Source organism: Pseudomonas sp. AK106 (assembly GCF_053903055.1).
Window position 1 is genome coordinate 2,147,761 of sequence record NZ_CP096426.1, and the last position, 25,870, is coordinate 2,173,630.

At 62.4% G+C, this 25,870-nt stretch carries 24 protein-coding genes and 1 pseudogene; 16 read left to right on the plus strand and 9 right to left on the minus strand.

The window, feature by feature from the left end; genetic code table 11:
* Positions 1-2 precede the first annotated feature (2 nt).
* From M1E04_RS09720 to M1E04_RS09735, 4 genes are all read right to left on the minus strand, one after another.
* A complete protein-coding gene (locus M1E04_RS09720) occupies positions 3-1,631 on the minus strand; it encodes a phosphoethanolamine transferase (RefSeq protein ID WP_192130504.1) in 1,629 nt (542 codons plus the stop codon).
* Between the two features lie 241 nt (positions 1,632-1,872).
* Positions 1,873-2,613 carry a substrate-binding periplasmic protein gene (locus tag M1E04_RS09725; protein WP_065988551.1) on the minus strand — a complete coding sequence of 247 codons (741 nt, stop codon included), beginning with the start codon at positions 2,611-2,613 and terminating at the stop codon, positions 1,873-1,875.
* A gap of 15 nt (positions 2,614-2,628) precedes the next feature.
* Positions 2,629-3,987: a diguanylate cyclase domain-containing protein gene (locus M1E04_RS09730; RefSeq protein ID WP_456292846.1), complete on the minus strand. Its 1,359-nt coding sequence runs from the start codon at positions 3,985-3,987 to the stop codon at positions 2,629-2,631.
* 2 nt (positions 3,988-3,989) lie between these two features.
* Positions 3,990-4,787: a substrate-binding periplasmic protein gene (locus M1E04_RS09735; RefSeq protein WP_456292847.1), complete on the minus strand. Its 798-nt coding sequence runs from the start codon at positions 4,785-4,787 to the stop codon at positions 3,990-3,992.
* Between the two features lie 807 nt (positions 4,788-5,594).
* On the opposite strand from M1E04_RS09735, the gene cydP reads away from it, so the two are divergent.
* From cydP to pstB, 13 genes and pseudogenes are all read left to right on the plus strand, one after another.
* Positions 5,595-5,792, plus strand: coding sequence for a cytochrome oxidase putative small subunit CydP (gene cydP, locus M1E04_RS09740; RefSeq protein WP_456292848.1), 198 nt, complete (start codon positions 5,595-5,597; stop codon positions 5,790-5,792).
* Positions 5,789-7,381, plus strand: coding sequence for a cytochrome ubiquinol oxidase subunit I (locus M1E04_RS09745; RefSeq protein WP_065988548.1), 1,593 nt, complete (start codon positions 5,789-5,791; stop codon positions 7,379-7,381). The genes cydP and M1E04_RS09745 overlap by 4 nt, the downstream gene beginning before the upstream one ends.
* 10 nt (positions 7,382-7,391) lie before the next feature.
* On the plus strand, positions 7,392-8,534 hold the full coding sequence (cydB, locus tag M1E04_RS09750; protein ID WP_369319675.1) for a cytochrome d ubiquinol oxidase subunit II: 1,143 nt from the start codon (positions 7,392-7,394) through the stop codon (positions 8,532-8,534).
* Positions 8,535-8,559: 25 nt separating this feature from the next.
* Entirely contained in the window at positions 8,560-8,676 is a 117-nt protein-coding gene (gene cydX, locus M1E04_RS09755; protein ID WP_296308816.1) for a cytochrome bd-I oxidase subunit CydX, read from the plus strand.
* Positions 8,666-8,968: a cyd operon YbgE family protein gene (locus M1E04_RS09760; RefSeq protein ID WP_296308818.1), complete on the plus strand. Its 303-nt coding sequence runs from the start codon at positions 8,666-8,668 to the stop codon at positions 8,966-8,968. Before cydX ends, M1E04_RS09760 begins: the two co-directional genes overlap by 11 nt.
* A 304-nt stretch (positions 8,969-9,272) precedes the next feature.
* On the plus strand, positions 9,273-9,896 hold the full coding sequence (locus M1E04_RS09765; protein WP_456292849.1) for a glutathione S-transferase family protein: 624 nt from the start codon (positions 9,273-9,275) through the stop codon (positions 9,894-9,896).
* 28 nt (positions 9,897-9,924) lie between these two features.
* A pseudogene (locus M1E04_RS09770) lies at positions 9,925-11,980 on the plus strand (2Fe-2S iron-sulfur cluster-binding protein).
* Between the two features lie 29 nt (positions 11,981-12,009).
* Positions 12,010-12,213 (plus strand): hypothetical protein, encoded by a 204-nt coding sequence (locus M1E04_RS09775; RefSeq protein WP_456292850.1) that lies wholly within the window; start codon positions 12,010-12,012, stop codon positions 12,211-12,213.
* A gap of 178 nt (positions 12,214-12,391) precedes the next feature.
* The gene (bla, locus tag M1E04_RS09780) at positions 12,392-13,282 is read left to right on the plus strand and encodes a class A beta-lactamase (RefSeq protein ID WP_456292851.1); all 891 of its coding nucleotides are present in this window, start codon (positions 12,392-12,394) and stop codon (positions 13,280-13,282) included.
* A gap of 413 nt (positions 13,283-13,695) precedes the next feature.
* A complete protein-coding gene (gene pstS, locus M1E04_RS09785; RefSeq protein WP_456292852.1) occupies positions 13,696-14,715 on the plus strand; it encodes a phosphate ABC transporter substrate-binding protein PstS in 1,020 nt (339 codons plus the stop codon).
* A gap of 70 nt (positions 14,716-14,785) precedes the next feature.
* A complete protein-coding gene (gene pstC / locus M1E04_RS09790; RefSeq protein WP_065988539.1) occupies positions 14,786-15,781 on the plus strand; it encodes a phosphate ABC transporter permease subunit PstC in 996 nt (331 codons plus the stop codon).
* Entirely contained in the window at positions 15,778-16,656 is an 879-nt protein-coding gene (pstA, locus tag M1E04_RS09795) for a phosphate ABC transporter permease PstA (RefSeq protein ID WP_065988538.1), read from the plus strand. Before pstC ends, pstA begins: the two co-directional genes overlap by 4 nt.
* Complete coding sequence (pstB, locus tag M1E04_RS09800) at positions 16,656-17,435, plus strand: phosphate ABC transporter ATP-binding protein PstB (protein WP_065988537.1); 780 nt, start codon at positions 16,656-16,658, stop codon at positions 17,433-17,435. Before pstA ends, pstB begins: the two co-directional genes overlap by 1 nt.
* Before the next feature lie 289 nt (positions 17,436-17,724).
* Here pstB and M1E04_RS09805 read toward each other — a convergent pair whose 3' ends face one another.
* Positions 17,725-18,648, minus strand: coding sequence for a LysR substrate-binding domain-containing protein (locus M1E04_RS09805; RefSeq protein WP_456292853.1), 924 nt, complete (start codon positions 18,646-18,648; stop codon positions 17,725-17,727).
* A gap of 458 nt (positions 18,649-19,106) precedes the next feature.
* Here M1E04_RS09805 and M1E04_RS09810 point away from each other — a divergent pair, with 458 nt between their 5' ends.
* Genes M1E04_RS09810 through M1E04_RS09820 form a run of 3 tightly spaced genes read left to right on the plus strand, consistent with a single transcriptional unit; the run spans position 19,107 to position 21,976 of the window.
* Entirely contained in the window at positions 19,107-19,907 is an 801-nt protein-coding gene (locus tag M1E04_RS09810; protein WP_065988535.1) for a glucose 1-dehydrogenase, read from the plus strand.
* Positions 19,900-21,741: a glycoside hydrolase family 15 protein gene (locus tag M1E04_RS09815; RefSeq protein ID WP_192130205.1), complete on the plus strand. Its 1,842-nt coding sequence runs from the start codon at positions 19,900-19,902 to the stop codon at positions 21,739-21,741. The genes M1E04_RS09810 and M1E04_RS09815 overlap by 8 nt, the downstream gene beginning before the upstream one ends.
* Before the next feature lie 25 nt (positions 21,742-21,766).
* Complete coding sequence (locus M1E04_RS09820) at positions 21,767-21,976, plus strand: hypervirulence associated TUDOR domain-containing protein (RefSeq protein WP_296314297.1); 210 nt, start codon at positions 21,767-21,769, stop codon at positions 21,974-21,976.
* 94 nt (positions 21,977-22,070) lie between these two features.
* On the opposite strand, the gene M1E04_RS09825 is transcribed toward M1E04_RS09820, so the two are convergent.
* The 4 genes from M1E04_RS09825 to M1E04_RS09840 all read right to left on the minus strand — a co-directional run bounded on the left by M1E04_RS09825 (position 22,071) and on the right by M1E04_RS09840 (position 25,860).
* Entirely contained in the window at positions 22,071-23,132 is a 1,062-nt protein-coding gene (locus M1E04_RS09825) for an SDR family oxidoreductase (RefSeq protein ID WP_065988533.1), read from the minus strand.
* A 123-nt stretch (positions 23,133-23,255) separates the two neighbouring features.
* On the minus strand, positions 23,256-23,738 hold the full coding sequence (locus M1E04_RS09830) for a DUF2938 family protein (protein ID WP_369319673.1): 483 nt from the start codon (positions 23,736-23,738) through the stop codon (positions 23,256-23,258).
* Between the two features lie 755 nt (positions 23,739-24,493).
* Positions 24,494-24,847 (minus strand): hypothetical protein, encoded by a 354-nt coding sequence (locus tag M1E04_RS09835; RefSeq protein ID WP_456292854.1) that lies wholly within the window; start codon positions 24,845-24,847, stop codon positions 24,494-24,496.
* Between the two features lie 488 nt (positions 24,848-25,335).
* Positions 25,336-25,860, minus strand: a complete 525-nt coding sequence (locus M1E04_RS09840; protein WP_456292855.1) for a GNAT family N-acetyltransferase — start codon at positions 25,858-25,860, stop codon at positions 25,336-25,338.
* Between the last annotated feature and the right edge of the window lie 10 nt (positions 25,861-25,870).

The window sequence follows — 25,870 nt, forward strand, 5'->3', positions numbered from 1 at the left end:
ACTCATCCCTTGTCGCGTTTGCAGCTGTGAAAGAGGTCCAGCGCCGGCTGGTATTCGGTGGTGGTGACGCCGAGCAAGCCTAGCACCGAATGAAACAGGTAGTCATGGCTCAAGTCCGGCTGGTCTTGCTTGGCGGCCAGGCAGCTGCGATCGACGCTGGCGTCTTCCAGGGTCGAGTGGCCGAACCACATCACCATCGGCACGTGGGTCTGGGCCGTCGGAGCGATGGCGTAGGGCGCGGCGTGCAGGTAGATGCCGTTTTCACCGAGTGACTCACCGTGGTCCGAGACATAGATCATCGACGCATCGACCTTGTCCTGATTGCGCTTGAGCAACTCGATGGTCTGCGACAGGAAATGGTCGGTGTAAAGAATGGTGTTGTCGTAGACGTTTTTCAGCTCGTCGGACGTGCAACTGCCCAGCTGATTGGTGTGGCAAACGGGGGTGAAGCGCTCAAGGCTTTTGGGGTAGCGGTCGTAGTATTCCGGACCGTGGCTGCCATCGGAGTGGAGGACGATGATGGCGTTGCCCTGAAGCGAGTCGATGTAGTCCTGCAAACCCACCAGCAGCGATTCGTCGAGGCAGTTCTGGCCGTCGCAGAACGGGCTCGGCTGGTTTTTCGGAATGTCACTGTGGGGCACCCGCAGGCAGGTGCCCTTGCAATCGCTGTTGTTGTCCAGCCACAGCACCTTCAGGCCGGCGCGCTGAAGCATGTCCAGCAGACCCTCGTAGGTCTTGCCCTTCTTGTCGCTGTAATCGGTGCGCGGAAACTTCGAAAACAGGCACGGCACTGACACGGCAGTGGAGGTGCCGCACGAGGCCACGTGGGTGAAATTGAGAATGTCCTGCTGCTTCAGTTCCGGGTTGGTTTCCCGCCCGTAACCGTTGAGGGAGAAGTGGTCGGCCCGGGCCGTTTCGCCGACGACGAAGATCATCAGGCTTTTTTTCGGCCGCTGTTGCGCTTGCGGGCTGAGGGCGGCGTCGGCGCCGACGGTCTGGATGTTCAGGGTCTCTTTGATGGCCACGGTCTGCTTGGTCAGCTTGCCGATGGCGTAGAGGTAGTTGGTCGGATTGATGAAGTGGGTGAGCTTGTCTTCATCGCGAAAGATCGGCGCGTAGGTCGAGTAGAAGGGCCCGACGGCGGCAGCGATCACCAGCACACAGCCAACGCACACCAGCACCTTGTTGACCAGCCCGGGCAGCACGGGGCGATAGGTCACCGGCAGCCACCAGATCAGTGCAATCGGCAGCACGCCCAGCAGGCCCAGGTAGAAAAGCAGCGTGCCGCTCAACAGGGCCTCGGCCTCGCCAGGATTGGTTTCGAGCACGTTCTGCATCATCGTCGTGTCGATGCTGATGCCGTAGGTGTTCATGAAATAGGCGGCGGCGGCCGAGCACAGCGCGACCAGGCTGAGCACCGGTTTGAGCGTCGGGCGGAAGGAGAAGGGCGTCAGCAGCAGGGTGATCGCGGCCCACAACAGGAAGGCAAACGAGGCATAGAACGCGATGGCTTTGACGCCTTGCAGCTGCGCCAGATCAACCAGTGCGCGCCAAGTCGCCAGGTTGTAAAACACCACCAGACACAGGGAAAACAGCATCACCAGACGGGTGGACGTGACCGGTTTGACCATCGAATTCAGTTCCGTATAAGGGGCCGCGCAGTGCCGGGTGTGCGGGTTCACCAGGCCGCTCCATCCGGGGTGCCGAGACGTCCGCAGCGCGAGTCGATGGCTGCTGGAAGGGGGAGGCGGGGACAGATCGCGCGGAGTTTTCCAAAACGATTGTGAAGGCTTTGTGAAATGTCCGAGGCAGCGGCTTTCGGGGCCTGAATACAGGTTGCCCAGGCGGTAATGCGCTCGCGGTGGCCTGCAACTACTGCCCCGCGATCACCTTGTCGACCGTGCCTTCCTGCTTGAGCCGGGCAAATGCAGCGGCGATTCGCTGGACCGTTTCGTCCGGCGTGCTGGCGCTGAGGGCCACGTACAGACCTTTGGACAGTTCGTCGAGTGTGTAGACGCTTTCAAGGTCCTCGAACGCGATCTGCAGATCGGCACACTGCTCCCGCGCTTCGCGCTCGGGCATGGGAATCAGCTCGACCTGGCCGCTGATCAGTTTGCGCAGGTTGTCCAGATTATTGGGCGAGACCACCATCCTGTTGAAACCCTTGCCCTCCAGGTACTGCTGCCGCGAATCGTCACGCACGACCCCGACGGTGTAGTGGCTGGCGTCCTCCAGGGCGTTGACGACCACATCCCGGCGCTCGCGGAGTTTGTAAAACGACGGTGTGACGTGTTCCAGCTCGCCGACCCACTTGAACAGCGCCTCACGTGCGCTGTTGCGAATCATCGGGTAGATCAGCACGTTCGCTTCGAGCCGGGCGATGTCATAGGCCCGCGCCCAGGGATAGAGCGCCATGTGGTAGTCGCTGATGCCCGCCTTGGCGAGGGTCATCTCGACCACTTCACTGGCGACCCCGACCACCTTGTCGCCCTCAAGTGCGCTGTACGAGGAGTCTTCGGTGACCACTTGCAGCGTCGTGGCGCTGGCGTTCAGGCCCACGAACAGCATCAGGAAAGCGGCCAGAACGCTGCGCTGACAATGATTATTTCCCATGGCATCCCTCTCGGTTCAGATCACACAGCGGTCCCGGCCCTGGCTTTTCGCCCGGTACAGCGCCCGGTCGGCACTCTGCAGCAGTTGATCGAAGTGCTCCATGATCGCCGGATCGAGCTCGGCCACGCCGATGCTCAGGGTCACGAAAGGCGAGACCGGTGAAGCGCTGTGCACCAGTTGTTGCCGGGCCAGCAGGCCGCGCAGGCGATCGGCCGAGGCCAGCGCCTGTTGATCATCCTGGCCCGGCAGCAGCACGGCGAATTCTTCACCGCCGAGCCGCGCCACCAGTTCGCCGGAACGCGAGAACAGCGCGCTCATGGCCAGCGCCACATCGCGCAGGCATTGATCGCCCCTGGCATGGCCGTAGGTGTCGTTGTAACGCTTGAAGAAATCGATGTCGCACATCAGCACCGAAAGCGGGTGGCGATGACGCAAGGCGCGATTGAATTCCAGCTCCTTGAGCTCGTCGAAATGGCGGCGGTTGGCAAGGCCCGTGAGCGGGTCGAAGCGGGTCAGGGCTTCCAGTCGCGTGTTCGCGGCCTTGAGCTGTGCGGTGCGCTGCTCGACCAGTTCGGCGAGTTGGTCGCGGCTGGCGGCCAGGGCGATTTCGTCATGGGCCTGACGCTCCAGGTGCGCGGCCAGTTTGTCCTGCAGGTCATTGACGCCCGCTTCGAGGAGGTCGAGTTCGTCACCCCCCTTGCCGCAACGGTCCAGGGTCAGATGCGTCTTCAGGTTGAGGGGCGTCAGGTGTTCGAGGTGCCGGGCAATGCGCCGCACGTGCAGGGTCACCGAGCGGTTGAACATGCCCATGATCAGCCCGGCGAGCGCCAGAGACTGGATGATCTGGGTGACCATGATGACCGCGACTTCTTTCCACAGGCGTTTCCACAGCAGGCTTTCGTCGCCTTCGATGGTCAGCTCGCCGACCACTTCGCGGGCGCCGGGGTAGGGCGCGATGGTCAACTGCCGATGCAGCGTCGGGGCGCGGATCGAGCCGGTGTGGCCGGGGTGCTGGCGCTCCAGAATTTCCGGGGCGCGGCCGGGCCGCAGGATTTTCAGCTGGACCCGGCCCACCGGCGCCGCCGTGGCCACGCTGTCGATCTGGGTTTGCAGCGCCTGATCATCCATTTCCCATACAGCTTTGGACAGCGTGCCCTGGAACACCTGATCGATCAGGGTCAGCTCGGCGTTCATGTTCGCCAGGTTGGTGTTCCAGGCGAACCAGGTGCGCACCAGCACCGTCGCCGCCGTGAACAGCACGCAGAACGCCAGCGTCGCCAGCACCAGACGCCGCGCCAGCGAACCGGTGCGCTGTCCGCTGCGCGGGGGCGGGTGTGGTGCGCCGGGTGGATCGGAAGGCGTTTCGCTCTGCATGCTCACTGCCACTTGCGCACGATGGCGTCGTAGGTGCCATTGGCGCGAAGGGTGTCGAGGCCTTTCTGAAACAGCTGCACCGTGGCGTCGGGCGTTCCGGCGCTGAACGCCATGTTGAACCCGCCGGCTTCCTCCAGCTCTTTAATGCGCAGGGATTGCACCAGGGTCCGCGCGGGGTCATCGCCGACCTGCCGGGCCAGGTAGTAAGCGTTGAGCTCGTCGGAAATCCACAGGTCGACGTGGCCGGTCTGCAGTTTCTGGTAATTGAATTCGTAGCGGTTGCTCGATTGCAGCTGATGACCGATCTCGAATCTGCGCGCCATCAGGTACTGCTCGCCAACGTCTTCATTGACGGTTGCGGTCTGCCAGCCCCGGGCGTCGTCCAGGCTCAGCAGCGTGAAGGGATGGCGGGCGGACGAATACAGAAACCAGCGCGACGCGGCAATGGTCCCGACCCACTTGAACAACCGCTCGCGCTCGGCGGTGCGGGTGATGGAGTAGATCAGCACGTTGGGGTTGTGCAGCGCCAGATCGTAAGCCCGCGCCCAGGGCATGGACTGAATGGGGGCCTGCACATTGACCTCCTTCAGCACCGCCCGAACCACCTCGGTGCTCATACCGGTGAGCACCCCATCGCGGGTCATGTTGTAGGGCGCAAGCTCTTCGGTCACGACATGGATCTCGACCCGAGGCGCATTCGAGTTAATCGATTCAGCCCCCGACGCGCCAGACCCCACGCACAGCAACAGCGCCACACAGAGTGCGCTGCCCAGTGTGTGAATGAGCGAATGGAGTGTCATCGATAACTACCTCATGGGGTGCAAAAGCGACAGATTCCGGACCGTGAACACACCGGCGCAACCGTCACCGACTGCCTTGCACACCGGAATATCGGCTGAATAATCCGCCACTTGAGACGGCATCCTGCCGTTCATCCTAACAGGGCAGGCGGTGGCGGTCGGTTTAGTTGCTTCGCCCTACCGGCGGTGGTCGGCCCAGGCCGGTTTTGGCCACGGGGAGTCGGGGACAGATTAATTTACGGTGAAGCGCTGTAAATAAATCAGTCCCCTTGGCAGTCCCGTCCCCTTGGCAGTCCCGCGCCAACCCCCGATTCCCATTGCCCTGAACGGCCTCTTCCCGGCTGAAGCCGGTCCTACCAGGGCGTCGCGTGCGTAGGACCGGCTTCAGCCGGGAAGCTTTTGATCTGCCTTTGATCTGCTTTTGATCTTCGTACACAAAAGGTCCAGTCACCGCCAAACGCGACTTGGGTGCAGGCCGAACGCAGACGACGCGGAGTGGGCCGAGCCGCATGGATGCGGCGAGAGCGCCGTCAGGACATGGATGTCCGTTCGGCGCGGGCCCACGGAGCGTCGTCGGAGTGAGGGAACCCTGAGGAACGAAGGGCCCAACCGAGAGCAAGCACCCTTGGTTACTTGGGGTGCTTTTCCAAGTAACTCGCCGAAGGCGAAACAATCTGCCCCCAGGCAGATGCTTTTGAATGACTGTGGCGTTCTGCCACACCGGAGTAAACGCGCTTCCTTGACCTGGATCAAAGGTGCACCAAGGCCCTGTAGGAAAAATACCCCGCACCCCGACGAGTCCTCAACATGCCCGGCCCCTTCGACTTCCTCAAACACCCCCTGGCCAAAGACATCAGTCTGATCCTCCTGATCAAACTCGTCCTGCTCATGGGCATCCGCAGCGTCTGGTTCGACGCCCCGGTCGAAGTCAAGGACGACGGCGTGCAAGCCGGCGTGCACCTGCTGAGCACCCCACCCGCACCCTCTGAGAAAAACCCAAAATGATATCGGAATCAGTCGTCGACCTCTCCCGGCTGCAGTTCGCGATGACCGCGCTGTACCACTTCCTGTTCGTCCCGCTGACCCTCGGCATGACCTTCCTGCTCGCCATCATGGAATCGGTCTACGTCATGACCGGCAAGCCGATCTACAAAGACATGACCCAGTTCTGGGGCAAACTGTTCGGCATCAACTTCGCCCTCGGCGTCACCACCGGCCTGACCATGGAATTCCAGTTCGGCACCAACTGGGCCTACTACAGCCACTACGTCGGCGACATCTTCGGCGCGCCACTGGCCATCGAAGGCATGATGGCGTTCTTCCTCGAATCGACCTTCATCGGCCTGTTCTTCTTCGGCTGGGACCGCCTGACCCGCGTCCAGCACCTGAGCGTCACCTGGCTGGTGGCGATCGGCTCCAACCTGTCGGCGCTGTGGATCCTCATCGCCAACGGCTGGATGCAGAACCCGGTCGGCGCCGAGTTCAACTTCACCACCATGCGCATGGAACTCACCAGCTTCAGCGACCTGCTGTTCAACCCCGTCGCCCAGGTCAAATTCGTCCACACCGTGGCCTCCGGCTACGTCACCGGCGCGATCTTCGTCCTGGCGATTTCCAGCTGGTATTTGCTCAAGGGCCGCGACATCGCCTTCGCCCGGCGTTCGTTCGCCATCGCCTCGGCATTCGGCCTGGCTTCGATCCTGTCGGTGATCGTGCTGGGTGACGAATCCGGCTACGAAATCGGCGACGTACAGAAGACCAAGCTGGCCGCCATCGAGGCCGAATGGGACACCGAACCGGCTCCGGCGGCGTTCACCTTGTTCGGCCTGCCCAACCAGGCCGAGCAGCGCACTGATTACGCCGTCAAGATTCCCTACGTGATGGGCATCATCGCCACCCGCTCGGTGGATAAACAGGTCACCGGCATCAAGGACCTGGTCCGCGAACACGAAGGCCGCATCCGTAACGGCATGACTGCCTACGACTTGCTCGGCCAGCTGCGCGGCGGCGACAAGAGTGAGCAGACCCTCGACGCCTTCAATGGGGTGAAGAAAGACCTCGGCTACGGCCTGTTGCTGAAGAAATACACCGACAAGGTCGTCGACGCCAACGAGCAGCAGATCAAGCAGGCCGCGCTGGATTCGATCCCCCAGGTGGCGTCGATCTTCTGGACCTTCCGCGTGATGGTGCTCAGCGGGATGCTCATGCTGCTGCTGTTCGCCTGTGCCTTCTGGGCCTCGGCGCGCAAGAACGAGACCCGCAAGCGCTGGCTGCTCAAGTGGGCGGTGTTCAGCCTGCCGCTGCCGTGGATTGCCACCCAGACCGGCTGGTGGGTCGCCGAGCACGGTCGTCAGCCCTGGTCCATCGGTGAAGTGCTGCCCGTGCACCTCTCGGCCTCGACCCTGTCGGCGGCGGATGTGATCGGTTCGATTGTGGCGCTGGTCGGCTTCTACACCGTCCTGCTGATCATCGAGATGTACCTGATGATCAAGTTCGCCCGACTCGGCCCGAGCAGCCTGCACACCGGTCGCTACCACTTCGAGCAAGGCGCGCAGGGCAACGCTGCTGACGCCAGACAACCGGCCCTGGCCTGAGGAATTCCCGATGTTCGATTACGAGACACTGAAAATGATCTGGTGGGTGCTGGTCGGCGTGCTGCTGATCGGCTTCGCCCTCACCGATGGCTTCGACTTGGGCGCAGCGATGCTGATGCCCTACGTCGGGCGCAGCGACACCGAGCGGCGTGTGGTCATCAACACCATCGCCCCGCACTGGGATGGCAATCAGGTCTGGCTGATCACCGCCGGCGGCGCGCTGTTCGCGGCCTGGCCCCTGGTGTACGCGGCTGCGTTCTCGGGCTTGTACTGGGCGCTGCTGCTGGTGCTGTTTGCGCTGTTCGTGCGCCCGGTGGGTTTCGACTACCGCAGCAAACTGGAAAACACCCGCTGGCGGCAGAGCTGGGACTGGGGCCTGTTCGTCGGTGGCGTGGTGCCGTCGCTGGTCTTCGGCGTGGCGTTCGGCAACCTGTTGCTGGGCGTGCCGTTCCAGTTCGACGAGACATTGCGCTCCAGTTATCACGGCAACTTCTGGCAACTGCTGAGCCCGTTCGGCTTGCTGGCCGGGGTGGTCAGCCTGAGCATGCTCGGCCTGCACGGCGGCAGCTGGCTGATGATGCGCACCGAAGGCGCCATTGCCCGACGCTCCCGGCGTGCGGCCCAGTGGCTGTCGCTGTTGTTTTTGCTGTCGTTCATCGGCGCCGGCGCGTGGCTGTTGCTGGGCGGCATTCAGGGCCTGGCGATCACCTCGGCGTTCGATGCGGGCGCTGCGCTCAACCCGCTGGCGAAAACCGTGACGGCCAGCAACCACGGCTGGATGGCGAATTATCAGCAGCACCCGCTGACGGTGATCGCGCCGCTGCTGGGCATTTTCGGTGGCTTGCTGGCCTTGCTCGGCGCCAGTGCGGGGCAGGGCAGAACGGCGTTCCTCGGCAGCAGCCTGGCGATCGTCGGCGCGTTGTGCACGGCAGGCTTTGCGCTGTTCCCGTTCGTCATGCCGTCGAGCCTGGACCCGGCGTCGAGCCTGACCGTGTGGGACGCCGTGTCCAGCCATAAAACCCTGATGATCATGCTGATCGCGGCGGCGATCTTCGTGCCGTTGATCCTCTGCTACACGCTGTGGTGCTACGCCAAAATGTGGGGCAAGGTCACCACCGCGCACATCGATCGCAACCCCCACGGCCTGTACTGACCCGCGTTTTAGAGGAGAGACAATCATGTGGTATTTCGCCTGGATTCTCGGCGTGTTGCTGGCCTGCAGCTTCGGCATCATCAACGCGCTGTGGCTGGAGTCATCCGACGCCGACGCGCTGGAGAGCGGCCGTGACCGCTGAAGCGCTGAACGCGCCCTTCAGGCACGCCGTCGGCCGGACATTGTCCGTCTTGATGGCCGTGCCCCTGAGCCTGGTGCTGCTGATTCACCCCGCGTCGATGCTTGACGCCAACGGCCATTATTCCCACGGCCTGCTGATGCTGATCATGTGGGGCGTGGCCGGAGGGTTCGTCCACGGCGTCGGTTTCGAGCCGCGGGCGTTGGCCTGGCGGGTGATGTTTCACCCGCTGCTGGCCTGGGCGCTGATGGCCGTGGGTTATGGAATGTGGCTGACGGCACGGCAGTGGCTGTGAGCCCTTTGTGAGGTAGAAGTAACCTCGGCCGTTTCCCCCGGCCGGCTGTGCGCGATCAACGGGGCAATTGCGCGCAGCAGGCCGGGGATGTTTCTGAATGGCGCCTATAGAGGGTGGTCAGCCCCGCGCGCCGGCACAGCAACACGATGTCGTCCTCAGCATTTCACCCAGTGAAACAGTGGATTGCCTATTCTGGTGATTCCCCAATCCGGCGGTCGGGCCCACTATCGGTTTCACCAGCGCGACACAACCACGGCGGCACCGCCGCCCCGCGCTGAGTCGAACCTTGCTCAGGAGCCCATCCATGACCGCCATCACGCTCTATCACTTCCCGCTGTCCGGCCATTCTCATCGCGCCGAGTTGATGTTGTCGCTGCTGGGGCTTGCACCGAACATTCAGTTCGTCGACCTGGCCAAGGGCGAGCAGCGGAACCCGGAATTCCTCGCTATCAACGCTTTCGGCCAAGTGCCGGTGATTGACGACAACGGGGTCATCGTCGCCGATTCCACGGCGATCCTGGTGTACCTGGCGAAGAAGTACGACCCCTCGGGCCGCTGGCTGCCGAATGATCCCGAGGGCGCGGCGCAGGTGCAGCGCTGGTTGTCTGCCGCCTCCGGCGCGATTTATCTGGGCCCGGCGCGGGCGCGTCTGATCACCGTGTTCGGTGCCGGTTTCGATCCCCAGGACACGATACAGCGGGCCCACGAGACGCTCTTGGTCATCGATCAGCACCTGAGTGGCCGCGATTTTCTCGCCACCGATCACGCCACCATCGCCGATGTCGCCGCCTACAGCTACATCGCCCACGCGCCGGAGGGCAACGTCTCGCTGGACGACTACGGCAACGTGCAGGCATGGCTCGCGCGCATCGAGAAGCTGCCGGGCTTCACGCCCATGCCGCGCACGGCAGCAGGCCTGGTCAAGTAACCCTCCGTGATGCCAGGGAGTTCGCGCCATGAACGAGATTCGCACTGAAACGGCATCGCCATGGCATTCCGGCGAGCGCGCTCTGCAGGCCAAAGTCGGCGTTGCAGAGCGCATGGAAACCTTGGGCAAGCGCGTCATTCGTGACTACATGCCCGATCAGCACCGTGAGTTTTACGAGCACCTGCCGTACCTGATCATTGGCGCCGTGGACCCTGAAGGCTGGCCGTGGGCAACCCTGCTGGACGCCCAGTCAGGGTTTATCCAATCCCCCGATGCCAGGCGTCTGGACATCAGCCGACGCCTCGATGCCGAAGACCCGGCCGGCGCCGGATTCGCGCCGGGGGCGGCGGTGGGCATGCTCGGTATCGACCTGCACACCCGCCGTCGCAACCGCCTCAACGGGCACATCAGTAAGGTGTGGGAAAACGGTTTTTCCGTGAGCGTCGAGCACTCGTATGGCAATTGTCCGCAGTACATTCAGCTGCGGGCATTGAAGCAGGTGCCGCTCAAAGCTGTGGCGGAGCGTCCCCCTGGGCAGCGATTGACCGCGCTGGATGACGCCGCCATCGCGACCATTCGTGGTGCTGACACGTTCTTCGTCGCCAGCTATGTCGACCTTGAAGGCGCGCAGCCCCATCGATCGGTGGACGTGTCCCACCGTGGCGGCCAGACCGGGTTCGTGCGGGTGGACGGCGATGTGCTGACCATTCCGGACTTCGCCGGCAACCTGTTTTTCAACACGCTGGGCAACTTCCAGCTCAATCCCAAGGCCGGTCTGCTGTTCGTTGATTTCCAGACCGGCGAGCTGTTGCAAGTGGCAGGCACTGTCACGTTGGTGCTCGAAGGGCCGGAAATCGCGGCGTTCCAGGGCGCCGAACGGCTCTGGCAGGTGCGTGTGGAACAGGTGGTGCGTCGGCCGGCGGCGTTGCGCTCACGCTGGGCCTTTCAGGGGTGGTCGCCAAACAGCCTGATGACCGGCAACTGGCAGCAAACCGCCGCCCGTTTGCAGGCCGATGCCCTGCGCGATCAATGGCGGCCCCTGCGGGTGACGCGGATCGAGGACGAAAGCGACGGCATCCGTTCGTTCTATTTCGAGCCTGCCGACGGCGCAGGGTTGCCCGCGTTCAAGGCCGGTCAGCACCTGCCGCTGCGCCTGGCGCTTGAAGGCCATACGCCGCCGGTAATTCGCACCTACAGCCTGTCCAGCGCGCCGTCCGACGGATTTTTCCGCATCAGCGTCAAGCGCGACGGGCTCGCCTCGGCGTACCTGCATGATCAGGTGAAGGTCGGCGATCTGCTTGAGGCGCGGGCACCCCAGGGCCGTTTCGTGGTGGACCCGCAAGAGCGCCGGCCGTTGGTGCTGCTGGGTGCGGGCATTGGCGTCACGCCCATGCTGTCGATGCTGCGAGAAGTCATGTACGAAGGCAAACGGGTGCGGGGAGGGCGGGCGACCTGGTTCATCCAGAGTGCCCGTCGTCTGGTCGACCTGGCGTTTCGCGAAGAAGTGGACACACTCATTGCGAAGGCCGGCGATCAGTTGACCGTGATCCGCGTGCTGAGCCAGCCGGAAACGTCGGCGCGTGTGGGTGAAGATTTTCACCTGACCGGCCGCATCGACCTCGGTCTGCTCAAGGCACTGCTGCCGTTCGACGATTTCGATTTCTATGTGTGCGGGCCGGCCGCGTTTACCCAGGAAATCTACAACGGCCTGCGCGGGATGCACATTCGCGACGAGCGCATCCATGCCGAGACCTTCGGCCCGTCCGCCCTCAAGCGCAGCGGCGATTCCCAAGCGATCGCCTTAGCAACCGCCCGCTGCCACCGAAGCGGTGCCGGTGATGTTCGAACGTTCTGCCAAGGAAGCGCGCTGGCAGCCCGGTGGTGGTAGCTTGCTGGAACTGGCCGAGAGCCGCGGGCTGAACCCGGAATTCAGCTGTCGCGGCGGATCCTGTGGCACCTGCAAGACCCGGCTCGTCAGTGGCCAGGTGCATTACCCGGTTCCGCCCGCTGAAAGGCCGGTGGCGGACCACGTGCTGATCTGTTGCGCAGTCCCGGCTTCAGGGCCGTTGGTGCTCGATCTGTAACCACCCATGCGTGTGCGGGAGAGACGGCGATGAACCCATGGCCAGCGATCGAGAACGATGAAACCCCGATGCCCTATCAGGCCACCGAGCAGGAGATTTCCTGGTTGTTGCCGCAGTCGCTGGTGTCCCTGGCCGGCGAGCTTGCAGAAAACCACGAGCCCATCGACAACCCGGCGACCCTGCGGCTGTTCATGTGGGTGCGGTCGGTGTCGGGATTCGACCGGCCGCGATAATGGCAACGGTAGGGCAAACAGGACGTTTGCGCTGCCAACGGTTGAAATGAAGCCGCGTCTGGTCGGATGATGTGCGCCGGTTTGCTCACCGTTCGCAGCGGCTCACCGGCGACTCATCCCATCGGGGTGAGTGCCATGATCCGTGCGGCGCTCGTTGCCCTTCACAAGGACGTTCATCTTGATCACCCGCAGAACCCTCATCGGCGCGTCGTTGCTGGCCGTGCCCACGTTGTTGAGCCTTTCCTCACTGGCTGCCGAGCGTCGCGCCGGGCCGTCTTCCGACCTGGCCATTGCGCAGCAACTTGCCGAACTCGAACGTCGCCACGGCGGCCGCCTGGGTGTCGCCATTCTGGACACCTCCAGCCAGCGCCTGATCATCCATCGCGGCGATGAACGCTTTGCCCTGTGCAGCACCTTCAAATGCCTGGCCGCCGCCTGCGTGCTGGCGCGGGTCGACCAAAAGCACGAAGACCTGTCGCGGCGCATCGTCTATTCCGCCGAGCAACTGGTGGCGTATTCGCCGACCACCGAGCTGCATGCGGGCGGGCAGGGGCTGAGCGTGGGTTCGCTGTGCGAGGCGGCGATGACGCTGAGCGACAACACCGCGGCCAACCTGCTGCTCGACAGCGTGGGCGGTCCCGAAGGGTTGACCGCCTGGTTGCGGTCAATGGGGGACACGCAGACCCGCCTCGACCGCCGTGAGCCCGAACTGAATGAAAACCGGCCGGACGACCTGCGCGACACCACCACCCCCGTCGCCATGTTGCAGACACTGAACACGCTGGTGCTGGGTGAAAAGCTGACGCCGGCCTCGCGGGATCAGCTGACGGCGTGGCTGGTGAACAACCAGACCGGGGACAAGAAGCTGCGCGCCGGGGTCCCTGTCAGTTGGCGTGTGGGCGATAAAACCGGCTCCGGGGCCAACAATGCCAGCAACGACGTCGCCGTCATCTGGCCCGGCGAGCGGGGTCCCATGCTGGTCACGGCCTATTACACCGGTTCCAAGGCCAACGGTGATCAGATCAACGCGCTGATGGCGGACATCGGGCGACTTGCCGCAGCGATGTAAAGGCTGGCTTTCGAAGGGATTGGGACAGGCCGAAAAATCTCGATACACATTGCTTCGATGAATCGGCCGTGCGCAGCCTACCGGTCGTCTCTGCCCACGCCCGATGACGGCGCTGGGCTGGTCTTAGGCCGGTCCTGCTGCGGCCGATGTCGCGCTCAATGGCCGAAAAACGCCTTTCTCTCACGCCGACATATGGCGCATTGATATTAAATTCCCTCCGCTAGACAACTTCAGCCTCGGCCAGCAAAACCGGGCGCTTCAGATTTACACGCTGTAAGAAATGGCTGACAGATGCCTCCGTTTTTGCGCGCGGTCTCAAGACTGTCATCAAACAGAAATGTTTCCGGTTTTAAATCTGCCTCGGGTCTTCAACTGTGACCACACACACAAAATTCTCTTGTTGAGGTATTGCCGTGATTCTGCTGACTAAAAAACGCCTGTCGCTTCTGATGGCTTCGATGTGCCTGTCGGGTATGGCACACGCCGTTGATGTGACTGGCGCTGGTTCGAGTTTCGTATTCCCGGTTATCTCCCAGTGGTCGCAGGACTACAGCAAAACTGCTGACAATCGCGTCAACTACCAGTCGATCGGTTCGGGTGGCGGTATCGCCCAGATCAAGGCTGCCACCGTTGACTTCGGCGCGTCCGACGCCCCGATGTCCGCGGAGGACCTCAAGGCCGGCGGTCTGGGTCAATTCCCAAGCGTGATCGGCGGTATCGTTCCGGTCGTCAACCTCGAAGGCGTGAAAGCCAACGACGTGAAATTGAGCGGGCAGGTCCTCGCCGACATCTTCCAGGGCAAAATCACCAAGTGGAACGACCCTGAGATCGTCAAACTGAACGGAGGCGTGAAACTGCCTGAAACCAACATCACCGTGGTTCACCGTTCGGACGGCTCGGGCACTTCCTTCAACTTCACCAGCTACCTGACCAAAGTCAGCGACGCATGGAAATCCGGTCCAGGCACCGGCTCCGCCGTTCAATGGCCAGTGGGCGTGGGCGGCAAGGGCAACGAAGGTGTGGCGGCTTACGTAAAACAGATCAAGGGCTCGATCGGTTACGTTGAATACTCCTACGCCACCAAGAGCGATATCGCTTTCACCCAACTGCAAAACTCGGCTGGCGAGTTCATCAAGCCTGACGCCAAAGCCTTTGCCGCAGCGGCCGACACCGCCGACTGGGCCAACGCCAAAGACTTCAACCTGATCATGACCAACGCGCCGGGCAAGACGGCATGGCCGATCACCGCGACCACCTGGATCATCATGTACAAGCAACCGAAGAACGCCGAGAAAAGCGCGGCTGCTTTCGACTTCTTCAAATGGTCCCTGGAAAAAGGTCAGAGCGCCGCTGAAAAACTGGAATACGTACCTCTGCCTGCATCGCTGGTCAGCAAGATCGAAGACTACTGGAAAACCGAGTTCACCAAGTAACTCGACGTAATCCGGCTTACCCCTGCCACCGAGCGCTCGATGGCAGGGTTTCCTTGCGAGTGGACCTACCATGACTGATAACACCCAATACATGTCCGCTGTGATTCCGGATGCAATATCCGAGAGCGAAAAACGCGCGGCCCGCGATCACCGACACGACGCCTGGTTTCGGCGCACGATGCTGGGAGCGGCTCTGTTGGTGCTGCTGTTGCTGGCGAGTATCGCCGGCTCCACACTCTGGGGCGGTGCCCTGGCATTCAAGACGTTTGGCTTCGAATTTCTTACCAGTACCGAATGGGACGTGGTCAACGGCAAGTTCGGCGCGTTGGTACCGATCTACGGCACGCTGGTCACCTCCTTTCTCGCCCTGCTGATCGCCGTTCCGGTGAGCTTCGGCATCGCGGTTTTTCTGACTGAAGTCGCACCGCCCTGGTTGCGCATGCCCATCGCTTCGGCGGTGGAGCTGCTGGCGGGCATTCCTTCGATCATCTACGGCATGTGGGGCCTGTTCGTGTTCGGCCCGTTCATGGCCCAGTACATGGCCCCGTGGATCAACGACAACCTTGGCGCGCTGCCGCTGATCGGCCCGGTGTTTCAAGGCCCGCCCCTGGGCATCGGCATGCTCACCGCCGGCATCGTGCTGGCGATCATGATTATCCCGTTCATCACCTCGGTCATGACCGAAGTGTTCCGCAGCGTGCCCATCGCCCTTAAAGAGTCGGCTTACGCCCTGGGCGGCACGACGTGGGAAGTGGTCTGGGACATCGTCCTGCCTTACACCCGCTCGGCGGTGGTCGGCGGTGTGTTCCTGGGTCTGGGCCGTGCGCTCGGTGAAACCATGGCGGTGACCTTCGTATTGGGTAACGCGCACCAGTTCTCCGCATCGCTGATGATGCCGAGCAGCTCGATTGCTTCGGTGATTGCCAACGAGTTCAGCGAGGCCTACACCGACCTGCACCGTTCTGCACTGATCGCCTTGGGCTTCCTGCTGTTCGTGGTTACCTTCATCGTGCTGGCGATCGCCCGTCTGATGCTCTCTCGTCTGTCGCGCAAGGAGGGTCTATGAGTAAGGCCGATAACGAAAACCTGTACCGCTCACGCGCCATCAAGAACAGGATCGCGATGGTCCTGAGTTGCGCCGCGACGGCTTTCGGCCTATTGTGGCTGGTGTGGATTCTGCTGACCACGATCGTCAACGGATTCGAAGCGCTGAACCTGCGGCTGTTCACTGAAATGACCCCGCCACCGGGCTCGTCCGGCGGTCTGGCCAACGCCTTCTACGGCAGCATCCTGATGTCCGGCATCGGCCTGCTGATCGGCACGCCGATTGGTTTGATGGCCGGTATCTGGCTGGCAGAGTTTGCCCGCAACACCAAGCTGGGCAACGCGGTGCGCTTCATCAACGACATTCTGTTGTCGGCGCCGTCGATCGTGCTCGGTCTGTTCGTGTACACCGCGGTGATCCTGCCCCTCAGCGCCGTGACCAACCACCAGGTGGGTTTCTCCGCCATCGCCGGCGCTCTGGCCCTGGCTCTGCTGGTGATCCCGGTGGTGGTGCGCACCACCGACGAAATGCTTCAGCTGCAACCGTCGACCATGCGCGAAGCCGCGTTGGCGCTGGGTGTGCCGCAATGGAAGCTGACGCTGCAGATCGTCCTGCGTGCCGCCAAGGCCGGCGTGGTGACCGGCATTCTGCTGGCGCTGGCGCGCATCACCGGCGAAACCGCGCCGTTGCTGTTCACCGCCTTCGGCAACCAGTTCTGGAGCAGTGACCTGCTCAAACCGATCGCAAGCGTGCCTGTGGTGATCTTCCAGTACGCGATGAGTCCGTTCGATGACTGGCACTCCCTGGCCTGGGCCGGCGCCTTGATTATGACCATGTTTGTGCTGGTACTGAGCCTCAGTTCCCGTCTTCTCCTTTTGCGCAATAGGGCGTCCTGATGAACAACCTTTCCCTCGCCGACGAAAAAACCAAAATCCAGGTACGCGGTCTCGATTTCTACTACGGCACTCAGCGTTCGCTGAAGTCGGTCGACATGATCATCCCGGAGAAGCGCATCACCGCGATCATCGGCCCGTCCGGCTGCGGCAAGTCCACGCTGCTGCGCGTGTTCAACCGCATTTACTCGATGTACCCGAAGCAGGAAGCCAAAGGCGAAGTGATGCTCAACGGTGAGAATATTCTCGCCCCGGGCTACTCGATGAACCGCCTGCGCAGCAATGTCGGGATGGTGTTCCAGAAGCCGGTGCCGTTCCCGATGTCGATCTACGACAACATCGCCTACGCGGTGCGCCACCACGAGAAACTGTCTCGTCGCGAGATGGAAGAGCGCGTCGAGCAGGCCCTGCGCGGCGCGGCGTTGTGGGATGAAGTGAAAGACAAGCTCAAGCAGAGCGCCCAGAGCCTGTCCGGTGGTCAGCAACAGCGCCTGTGCATCGCCCGCACCATCGCGCTGCGCCCGCAAGTGCTGCTGCTGGACGAACCGACTTCAGCCCTCGACCCGATCTCCACCGGTCGCATCGAACAGCTGATCACCGAGCTCAAAGAGCAGTTCACCGTGATCATCGTCACCCACAACATGCAACAGGCCGCGCGCTGCTCGGACTACACCGCGTTCATGTTCATGGGCGAACTGATCGAACACGGCGACACCGACACCATCTTCACCAAGCCATCCAAGACCCAGACCGAGGATTACATCACCGGTCGTTTTGGCTGATTGAGGGTATTGCTGGCGCTGTAAAAGGTTTTAGTGGGACCGGCTTTAGCCGGGAAGAGAAAGGTGTGAACGCCATCATTTTGTGCTGTCACCGCTGACGCTTTCCCGGCTGAAGCCGGTCCCACTAAGTCACGCGCGCATCGTAGGACTGGCTTTAGCCGGGAAGGCGTCGGCCGCTACACCGGAAATTTGGTGGTGTATTAACCGGCGTCTTCCCGGCTGAAGCCGGTCCTACAGTTGATCGCGGGGTGTTTTGTGGGACCGGCTTTAGCCGGGAAGGGGTCAGGGGCTACCGCGCAGAGCTGGTAGCGCTTGAATCCCCCATGAACGCCTCCAGCCGCCTGCGCAGCCATCGTTCGGCGGGGTCGGTGTCCATGACGCTGAGCCAGACCATCGACAGCTCTAGATTCGGCGTCACGAACGGCAGCGGCTCACCGCGCAGACCGGTCCGGGCCATGGCACGGGTCAGGTGATCCGGCAAGTTGCACAGCAGATCCGTCCCCTCCATCAACGCCGGCAACGTGCTGTATTGCGGCACCGACAACACGGCGGTGCGCTTGCGCCCGATCGCCGCCAGCCACTCATCCGCAAAGCTTGAAATGTTCGCCACGTGGGAAACCACGACGTGGGGCCGGGTGCAGTATTCATCCAGGGTGATCGGCTCGGGCGAAGAATCGGCCCGCACCACCATCGGCCGCATGATGCGCAGCATTTTTCGCTTGGCATTGGCCGGCAGTTCACGGGTCAGGCAGACGCCAACGGTGATGTCGCCGGACATGAGCAGCTCCGAAACATTCCAGAAATTGACCTGCTTGATCACCAGCACGATGCCCGGCGCTTCTTCACGGATCGCGCGCAGCATCGGCGGCAGCAGGCTGTATTCGACGTCATCGGACAGCCCGATGCGGAAGGTCATGTCGCTGCTGGCCGGATCGAATTCCCGCGTGAGGCTCAGGGCCACGGACATCGCGTCCAGCGCCGGCGACAGGTGACTGATGATCTCGTTGGCCCGCGCCGTGGGTTCCATGCGGTGCCCGACGCGAATGAACAAGGGATCGTTGAACAGCGCACGCAGGCGGTTGAGGGCAGCGCTGATGGTGGGTTGGCCGAGGAACAGCTTCTCGGCGGCGCGGGTCACGTTACGCTCTTGCATCAAGGTTTCGAACACCACCATCAGGTTGATGTCGGCCTTGCGCAGCTCATTGCGATTCATACATCGTCCCCGTTACCCGACATTCTTCACCCTGCTGTAGAGGTCTGCGACAGATGGACGCAGTTTATGGAGCGCGGTCGTTCGGCGTCCAGCCTTCTTGGCTGAAGCCAGTCCTACAGGTGTATGCGTACGCCCAGTAGGACCAGCTGGACCGCGAATTGTAGGACCGGCTTCAGCCGGGAAGAGGCCAGTGTGTGCGCACTGGATTTTGCGGCATGGCTGCTGATGCCTTCCCGGCTGAAGCCGTTCCTACTGAAAGCACACATACACCTGTAGGACTGGCTTCAGCCGGGAAGAGGCCAGCGTGCGCATCCTCGATTTTGCGGCGTGACCGTCGAGGCTCTGTCTGCCAATACCGGCCGCTCCTGGGTTTTCGCCACGGGCGTACTCATCCCGATGAACTTCAGCAGAACCCCATGAGTCAGCATTAAAACGCTCACCATGAGGCTCCACATTCCATGCAGATTTCCTTGAAAGGCCAGGTCGCCCTTGTCACTGGCGCCAGTTCCGGACTGGGTGCTGGCGCGGCCAGAGGGCTCGCAGCGTCAGGCGCGGCAGTGGTCGTCAACTACCACTCGCAGCCCGAACCCGCGCAGAAGCTTGCGCAAGAAATCATCGACGCCGGCGGCCAGGCCATCGCCATAGGCGCCGACGTGTCCAACGAGCAGGACGTGGAGAAACTGTTCGCCGAGACCCTCAAGGCGTTCGGCCGCCTGGACATCCTCGTCGCCAATTCCGGGCTGCAGAAGGATGCCGCCTTCGCCGACCTGACCCTCGAAGACTGGAACACCGTCATCAACGTTAACCTCACGGGCCAGTTCCTCTGCGCCCGCGCTGCGGTGCGGCAGTTCGCCAAACAGGACATCCGCCCCGAGGTGTCCCGCGCCCGGGGCAAGATCATCCACATGAGTTCGGTGCATCAGGTCATCCCCTGGGCCGGCCACGTCAACTACGCCGCCTCTAAGGGCGGCGTCGATCTGTTGATGCGCAGCATTGCGCAAGAGGTCGGCGAGCAGCGCATCCGCGTCAACAGCGTTGCGCCTGGGGCGATTCGCACGGCCATCAACACCAAGGCCACCAGTGGCGACGCCGAGAAGAAACTGCTGGAGCTGATCCCCTACGGTCGCGTGGGCGAGGCCGATGATGTCGCCAATGCCGTTGTCTGGCTGGCGTCGGATGCGTCCGACTATGTGCATGGCACGACGCTGTTCATCGACGGTGGCATGAGCCTCTATCCGGAGTTCCGCAACAATGGCTGAACACTCTCCGATCCCCGATGAACAAGAGCCCCAGAACGCCATCGAAAACCACGGCATCATCGGCGACATGCGCAGCGCCGCGCTGGTGGCCGACACCGGCAGCATCGACTTCTGCTGCTGGCCCGATTTCGACAGCCCGAGTATTTTCACCGCGCTGCTGGACACCCCTGACGCAGGGATTTTCCAGCTGGCGCCGATCTTGCCGGATGCCCGTCGCCAGCAGCTGTATCTGCCGCAAACCAACGTGCTGATGACACGCTGGATCGCCAAGGACGCGGTCGTCGAGGTCACTGACCTGATGCCCATTGCGTCCGAAGTCGACAGCCTGCCGCGCCTGATCCGCCGCATTCATGTTCGTCATGGCCAGGCCGCGGTACGCATGCTCTGCCGGGTGCGCCATGACTACAGCCGGGCTGACACCACCGCGCAGATGGACGGTGAGGACATTCGTTTTGAGGCCGAAGGCCAGCCTGCCATGCGTCTGGCGGCGACCACCGGATTGATGCTCGAAGGCCAGGCCGCAGTGGCAGAGTTCGAGATGAAGCAGGGCGATGTGGTCGAGTTCATGCTCGGCGGTGCCGACGATCCGCTGGTCAAAGCGACCAATTGCGATTGCGATCTGAAAAACACCGTCAACTACTGGCAGCACTGGAGCCGGCACTCCAACTACCGCGGTCGCTGGCGTGAAATGGTCAACCGCTCGGCCCTGGCGCTCAAGCTGCTGACCTCGCGCAAGCATGGCGGTATCGTCGCTGCGGCGACCTTCGGCCTGCCGGAAGAAGAGGGCGGCGAGCGCAACTGGGATTACCGCTACACCTGGATCCGCGACGCGTCGTTCACCGTCTACGCCTTCATGCGCCTGGGGTATACCGAGGAGGCCAACGCTTTCATGCACTGGGTCCGCGACCGCATGGGCGATTGCTGCGAGGACGCCAACAAGCTCGGCATTCTCTACGCACTGGACGGCCGCGAAGAATTGCCCGAAGAGGAACTGGATCACCTCAGCGGCTACGGCGGTGCATCTCCGGTACGCATCGGCAACGAGGCCTACAAGCAAACGCAACTGGACATCTACGGCGAGCTGCTTGACGCGGTGTACCTGGCCAACAAATACGGTGAGGCCATTTCCCACGAGGGCTGGAAGCACGTTACCCGGCTGGTGAACGAGTTGTGCGAAACCTGGAACAGCAAGGACGTCGGGATCTGGGAGATGCGTGGCGACGACCAGCATTTCCTGCATTCGCGGCTGATGTGCTGGGTCGCCCTGGACCGCGCGCTTCGCCTGTCGCTGAAACGTTCCCTGCCGGCACCCTTCGATCGCTGGGACAAGGCGCGCCAGGCCATCCATGACGACATCTGGGACAACTTCTGGGACGCCGACCTGGGCCATTTCGTCCAGCACAAGGGCAGCAAAAACCTCGACGCGTCGATGCTGCTGATGCCGCTGGTGCGCTTCGTCGGTGCCAGCGATCCCAAGTGGCTGAAAACCCTGGAGGCTATCGAACGGACGCTGGTGCGCGACGGCATGGTGTTCCGCTATCGCAATGACGATGACCACCAGGATGGCCTTGAAGGTGAGGAAGGCGCGTTCGTGGCCTGTTCGTTCTGGTACGTCGAGTGCCTGGCCCGCGCCGGGCGGGTGGAGCAGGCGCATCTTGAGTTTGAACAACTGCTGCGCTACGCCAACCCGCTGGGTCTGTATGCCGAGGAGTTCGACGCCCACGGCCACCATCTTGGCAACACGCCGCAAGCCCTCAGCCACCTCGCGCTGATCAGTGCGGCGAGTTTTCTGGACCGCAAACTCGAAGGCAGCCAGACCCTCTGGCAGCCCTGACTTCTGGAACTAAAGGAGAAAATCGATGGCTCATGCATTCAAGGTCGGTGACCACGTGCGCTGGAATTCCGAAGTCGGGCACGTCGTCGGCAAAGTGACCAAGGTGCATACCAAGGAGGTGGAGTTCATGGGCCGTCATCGCCATGCCTCACCCGATGCGCCGCAGTACGAGGTCAAGAGTGACAAGACCGGCCACCTGGCGATGCACAAGGAGGACGCGCTGGAAAAGGCGTGAGCTTCGCTTCTTCGCTGTCAAGGGGATCCGGATACGAAAACGCAGCGATGATGGTCATCATCGCTGCGTTTTTTTGTGGCGGTGATCGGTGCCGTTACGGAATCAGGCGCTGTGCCCGCAACGTATCGAACACGTCAAAGAACGCCTGGTCGCTGGCTTGAAACGCGTTAAAGCCCAGGGCTCGGCTTTTCGACATGTCGGTCACCACTTCGATCGGGCGGCCGAGGTCGGCATCGGTGTGCCATGGCGAAATGAGGCGCGTGATGTCGGCTTCTTTCAGACCGTGAGTGCGGACCAGTTCGTCCCATGCGGCCTGATCGTTTGCCATCTGCTCTTCCAGTGGGGAAACCTTCTCCGGGAATTCGGCAGGGTGCACGCCGAAGTATTCGGCGATCTGCCCCCACATCCACTTCCAGCGAAACACGTCGCCGTTGGTGATGTTGAACGCCTGGTCCGCCGCAGCGGGCGTGGTCGCCGCCCACAGTTGCTGCTTGGCCAGTTGCCGGGCGTCGGTCATGTCGGTGAGGCTGTCCCACTGCATGCGGGAGCCGGGGAACACGAACGGGCGCCCGGTCGCTTTGCAGATCGACGCATACACCGCGAGGGTGGTCGCCATGTTCATCGCATTGCCCACCGCGACGCCGGTGACGGTGTGCGGACGGTGCACGCTCCAGGTGAAACCGTCGCGCTTGGCGGCGGCGAAGACTTCATCTTCCTGGGCGTAATAGAAATTCTCGATGTCCAGCCGGCCCTGGGATTCGCGGAACGGCGTCTGCGGCAGGGTGCCTTTGCCGTAAGCTTCGAACGGGCCGAGGTAATGCTTCAAACCGGTGACCAGCGCGACATGTTTGACGCTCTTCGCCGGGCTCAGGGCGTCCAGCACGTTGCGCACCATGGCCGCGTTGACGCGAATGTTTTCGGCTTCGGTCGCCTGACGCGACCAAGTGGTAAGGAAGACGTGGCTCGGTTTGAGGTCCGCGAGGGCCTGCTTGACCGATGCCGGGTCTTGCAGATCCGCTGCGACGGGGATCACGCCCGGCGTTTGCGAGGGACGGCGGGAAAGGGCGGCCACCTGCCAACCGTTATCGAGCAACAGTTGAGTGGTTGCGCTGCCGACGATGCCGCTGGCGCCGACGACCAAGGCCGTTTGAGTCATGGGGGTCTCCTGATTGATCGAGTGGAACGGGCTTCATAATCATGCAGCCCTCAGGTTTCAGAACGGCAGCGGCGTCGATAGGTTCACCGCGATTGGCCGGGTGCGACCTCACACCGCGCTTGATCACCCGACCAGTCGCGCCGCGCCATACATGCCAATGGCAAAGATTATGTGCCCGACCACGTTTTGCAGCCGCGCCACGGTCGGCTGCGGTGCCTTGTTGCAGGCGACCCCGACACCCATGCCGGGCTGCAGGATGAACCAGCCGGCGCCGACGGTGACCAGCCCGACGATCAGGGCCGGGAGGAAGGTCGGCCCATGCGCCCATTGCACGCCCCAGATGAATAACAGCGCGGCGGCGAACAGCACACCGACGGTGTAATGCATGAACCAGCCAATCGCCAGTTCATTGGGGACGGGAGGGGAAGTACCGATGCCATTGCGGTGCGCGAACTGTCCCTTGGGCATCCCGGCAAACCAGCGCCCGACGAGGTGCCAGGGCGGGGTCGGCAAACCCAGCACCGCTTTCAGCAACAACGCCCAGAGATCCAGCAGCGCAGTGCCGCCCATGCCGATGAGAATTGCCAGGTAAATGAATTCGAACATGTCCGTCCCTGCGTCGATGGGCGAGTGATGGGCGGACACGTTAGCAGTTTTGACAGAGAAAGCGCGCCGGTTGACTGCACGCGACGCTTTGGTGGGACCGGCTTCAACCGGGAAGAGGCCTGCGTGAACACCGCTGAATTTGCGGTGTGACAGCGGCCGCCTTCCCGGCTAAAGCCGGTCCCACATTCAGGTTCGCAGCCAGTCCCATTGACTGCACGCGACGCCTTGGTATGACCGGCTTCAGCCGAGAAGAGGCCTGCATGAACACCGTGAGATTTGCAGTGCGACATCCGACGCCTTCCCGGCTAAAGCCGGTCCCACATTCAGGTTCGCAGCCAGTCCCATTGACTGCACGCAATTCCCCTAGTGGGACCGGCTTCAGCCGGGAAGAGGCCTGCATGAACACCGTGAGATCTGCAGTGTGACATCCGAGGCCTTCCCGGCTAAAGCCGGTCCCACATTCAGGTTCGCAGCCAGTCCCATTGACTGCACGCAATGCCCTTAGTGGGACCGGCTTCAGCCGGGAAGAGGCCCGCATGAACACCGCTGGGTTTGCGGTGTGACAGCGGCCGCCTTCCCGGCTAAAGCCGGTCCCACATTCAGGTTCGCAGCCAGTCCCATTGACTGCACGCAACTCCCTTGGTGGGACCGGCTTCAACCGGGAAGAGGCCTGCATGAACACCGTGAGATTTGCAGTGTGACATCCGACGCTTTCCCGGCTAATACCGGTTCCACATTAACGGCCGCTCAAGCGCTTACCAGCGGTCATTGCCCCGACCGTGGTCAAAACCTCTGCGGTAACCGCCGTCGTAGTAGCCACGGGGCGGCGGTGGCGCGAAGCGACGATATTCGACTCGCTCACGCACTGGCACATAGACAACCTGCTGGTACTGCGGCTGATAACGCGGCGCGTAGCGCGGTTGCGGGCGGTAATCCTGATAGCGATCGTGTCGGTCGTGGCTGGACTGACTGATCACCGCGGCCAGTACGGCACCCACGGCGGCTCCGGCGATGACGGGCACAATCACGTTGCGTTCGCTGGCGGACGCCGCACCGGCGCTGGCGAGCAGACCGGACAGGATCAGGGCTTGGGTCATCTTGGACATCATGGTGTCTCCTTTGGCGAAAGAGTGGGTTCGCCATGGACGTATGAAACACCGGATCCGTGTAAACCCACGTCTAGGATCGGTAAAGGTTGCGTAAACCCGGGTCGAGCTCGAAACGACCCGTGGCGCAGGCCTGGGCCTCTGGTTTTGCCTCCCGACGCATACCATCCCTGCGCGGAACCCGCAAAAACAACGACCGCCGATCAGCCAGCGGCCTTGCGGGCGAAACCTCCGGCGACAAGTTGAATCAACTGGTTACGTATGTGAGGGTGAGGGGAAGTAAGATGGTGACCGACGATCTCGTCCGGTGGAACAGCCACTGGCGGCTAAATGACCACACTGTGTTGTGCAGGACCTGCAAGGCCCGGCAGAGCGAAGCAGAACGGGAAGCGACGTTTGTGCATTTGCCGACGTGCGGCTATGCCCGCGAATCCGCGCACCCCTGGGATGAGCTCGACGCCAGTTGCGGACTGCAGACCTCTCACTGAACCTCACCGCGCCGCAACGGCTCTGAACATCAGGCTTGGGGCCTGGCCGGGTACGTCATCCAGCTCGCCGCAGCGTTGCATGCCGATTTTCTCCAGCACGCGGATCGATGCAGCGTGGGTCGGCCGCACGTAACCCAGCACCTCATCCAGCCTCAGCGTCGAGAATCCGTGTTCCAGCGCGGCCAGGCCCATCTCCGTGGCAAACCCCCGTCCCCACGCCTCAACGGCAAATCGATAGCCCAGATTGACCCGCTGCTCGCCCATAAAATCATGTAGCCCGATGCCGCCGAAGCCGATGATGTGTTCGGGCGCATCCTTGCGCGCAATCGCCCACCAGCCGAAGCCGTGCGCCTGCCAGTGCTCGATCCAGCGTCCCAGCATGGCGGCTGCCTGGGCCTCATCAGTCATGGGCCCCGAAGGGTTGAACAACTGGGTCCGCGGATCGGTGTAGATGGCGAACAGGCGGGCAAGATCTTCAGGGTCAGGGTCAGGGGCGCGGTAGATCAGATGAGGGCTGCTCATGGGCATGGCCGGTGTT

What these genes read in the sequence shown, in the direction of transcription:
- M1E04_RS09720 (WP_192130504.1), bottom strand. Translation starts at nt 1,631, where the DNA reads ATGGTCAAACCGGTCACGTCCACCCGTCTGGTGATGCTGTTTTCCCTG.
- M1E04_RS09725 (WP_065988551.1), bottom strand. Translation starts at nt 2,613, where the DNA reads ATGGGAAATAATCATTGTCAGCGCAGCGTTCTGGCCGCTTTCCTGATG.
- M1E04_RS09730 (WP_456292846.1), bottom strand. Translation starts at nt 3,987, where the DNA reads ATGCAGAGCGAAACGCCTTCCGATCCACCCGGCGCACCACACCCGCCC.
- M1E04_RS09735 (WP_456292847.1), bottom strand. Translation starts at nt 4,787, where the DNA reads ATGACACTCCATTCGCTCATTCACACACTGGGCAGCGCACTCTGTGTG.
- cydP (WP_456292848.1), top strand. Translation starts at nt 5,595, where the DNA reads ATGCCCGGCCCCTTCGACTTCCTCAAACACCCCCTGGCCAAAGACATC.
- M1E04_RS09745 (WP_065988548.1), top strand. Translation starts at nt 5,789, where the DNA reads ATGATATCGGAATCAGTCGTCGACCTCTCCCGGCTGCAGTTCGCGATG.
- cydB (WP_369319675.1), top strand. Translation starts at nt 7,392, where the DNA reads ATGTTCGATTACGAGACACTGAAAATGATCTGGTGGGTGCTGGTCGGC.
- cydX (WP_296308816.1), top strand. Translation starts at nt 8,560, where the DNA reads ATGTGGTATTTCGCCTGGATTCTCGGCGTGTTGCTGGCCTGCAGCTTC.
- M1E04_RS09765 (WP_456292849.1), top strand. Translation starts at nt 9,273, where the DNA reads ATGACCGCCATCACGCTCTATCACTTCCCGCTGTCCGGCCATTCTCAT.
- M1E04_RS09775 (WP_456292850.1), top strand. Translation starts at nt 12,010, where the DNA reads ATGAACCCATGGCCAGCGATCGAGAACGATGAAACCCCGATGCCCTAT.
- pstC (WP_065988539.1), top strand. Translation starts at nt 14,786, where the DNA reads ATGACTGATAACACCCAATACATGTCCGCTGTGATTCCGGATGCAATA.
- pstA (WP_065988538.1), top strand. Translation starts at nt 15,778, where the DNA reads ATGAGTAAGGCCGATAACGAAAACCTGTACCGCTCACGCGCCATCAAG.
- pstB (WP_065988537.1), top strand. Translation starts at nt 16,656, where the DNA reads ATGAACAACCTTTCCCTCGCCGACGAAAAAACCAAAATCCAGGTACGC.
- M1E04_RS09805 (WP_456292853.1), bottom strand. Translation starts at nt 18,648, where the DNA reads ATGAATCGCAATGAGCTGCGCAAGGCCGACATCAACCTGATGGTGGTG.
- M1E04_RS09810 (WP_065988535.1), top strand. Translation starts at nt 19,107, where the DNA reads ATGCAGATTTCCTTGAAAGGCCAGGTCGCCCTTGTCACTGGCGCCAGT.
- M1E04_RS09815 (WP_192130205.1), top strand. Translation starts at nt 19,900, where the DNA reads ATGGCTGAACACTCTCCGATCCCCGATGAACAAGAGCCCCAGAACGCC.
- M1E04_RS09820 (WP_296314297.1), top strand. Translation starts at nt 21,767, where the DNA reads ATGGCTCATGCATTCAAGGTCGGTGACCACGTGCGCTGGAATTCCGAA.
- M1E04_RS09825 (WP_065988533.1), bottom strand. Translation starts at nt 23,132, where the DNA reads ATGACTCAAACGGCCTTGGTCGTCGGCGCCAGCGGCATCGTCGGCAGC.
- M1E04_RS09830 (WP_369319673.1), bottom strand. Translation starts at nt 23,738, where the DNA reads ATGTTCGAATTCATTTACCTGGCAATTCTCATCGGCATGGGCGGCACT.
- M1E04_RS09835 (WP_456292854.1), bottom strand. Translation starts at nt 24,847, where the DNA reads ATGATGTCCAAGATGACCCAAGCCCTGATCCTGTCCGGTCTGCTCGCC.
- M1E04_RS09840 (WP_456292855.1), bottom strand. Translation starts at nt 25,860, where the DNA reads ATGCCCATGAGCAGCCCTCATCTGATCTACCGCGCCCCTGACCCTGAC.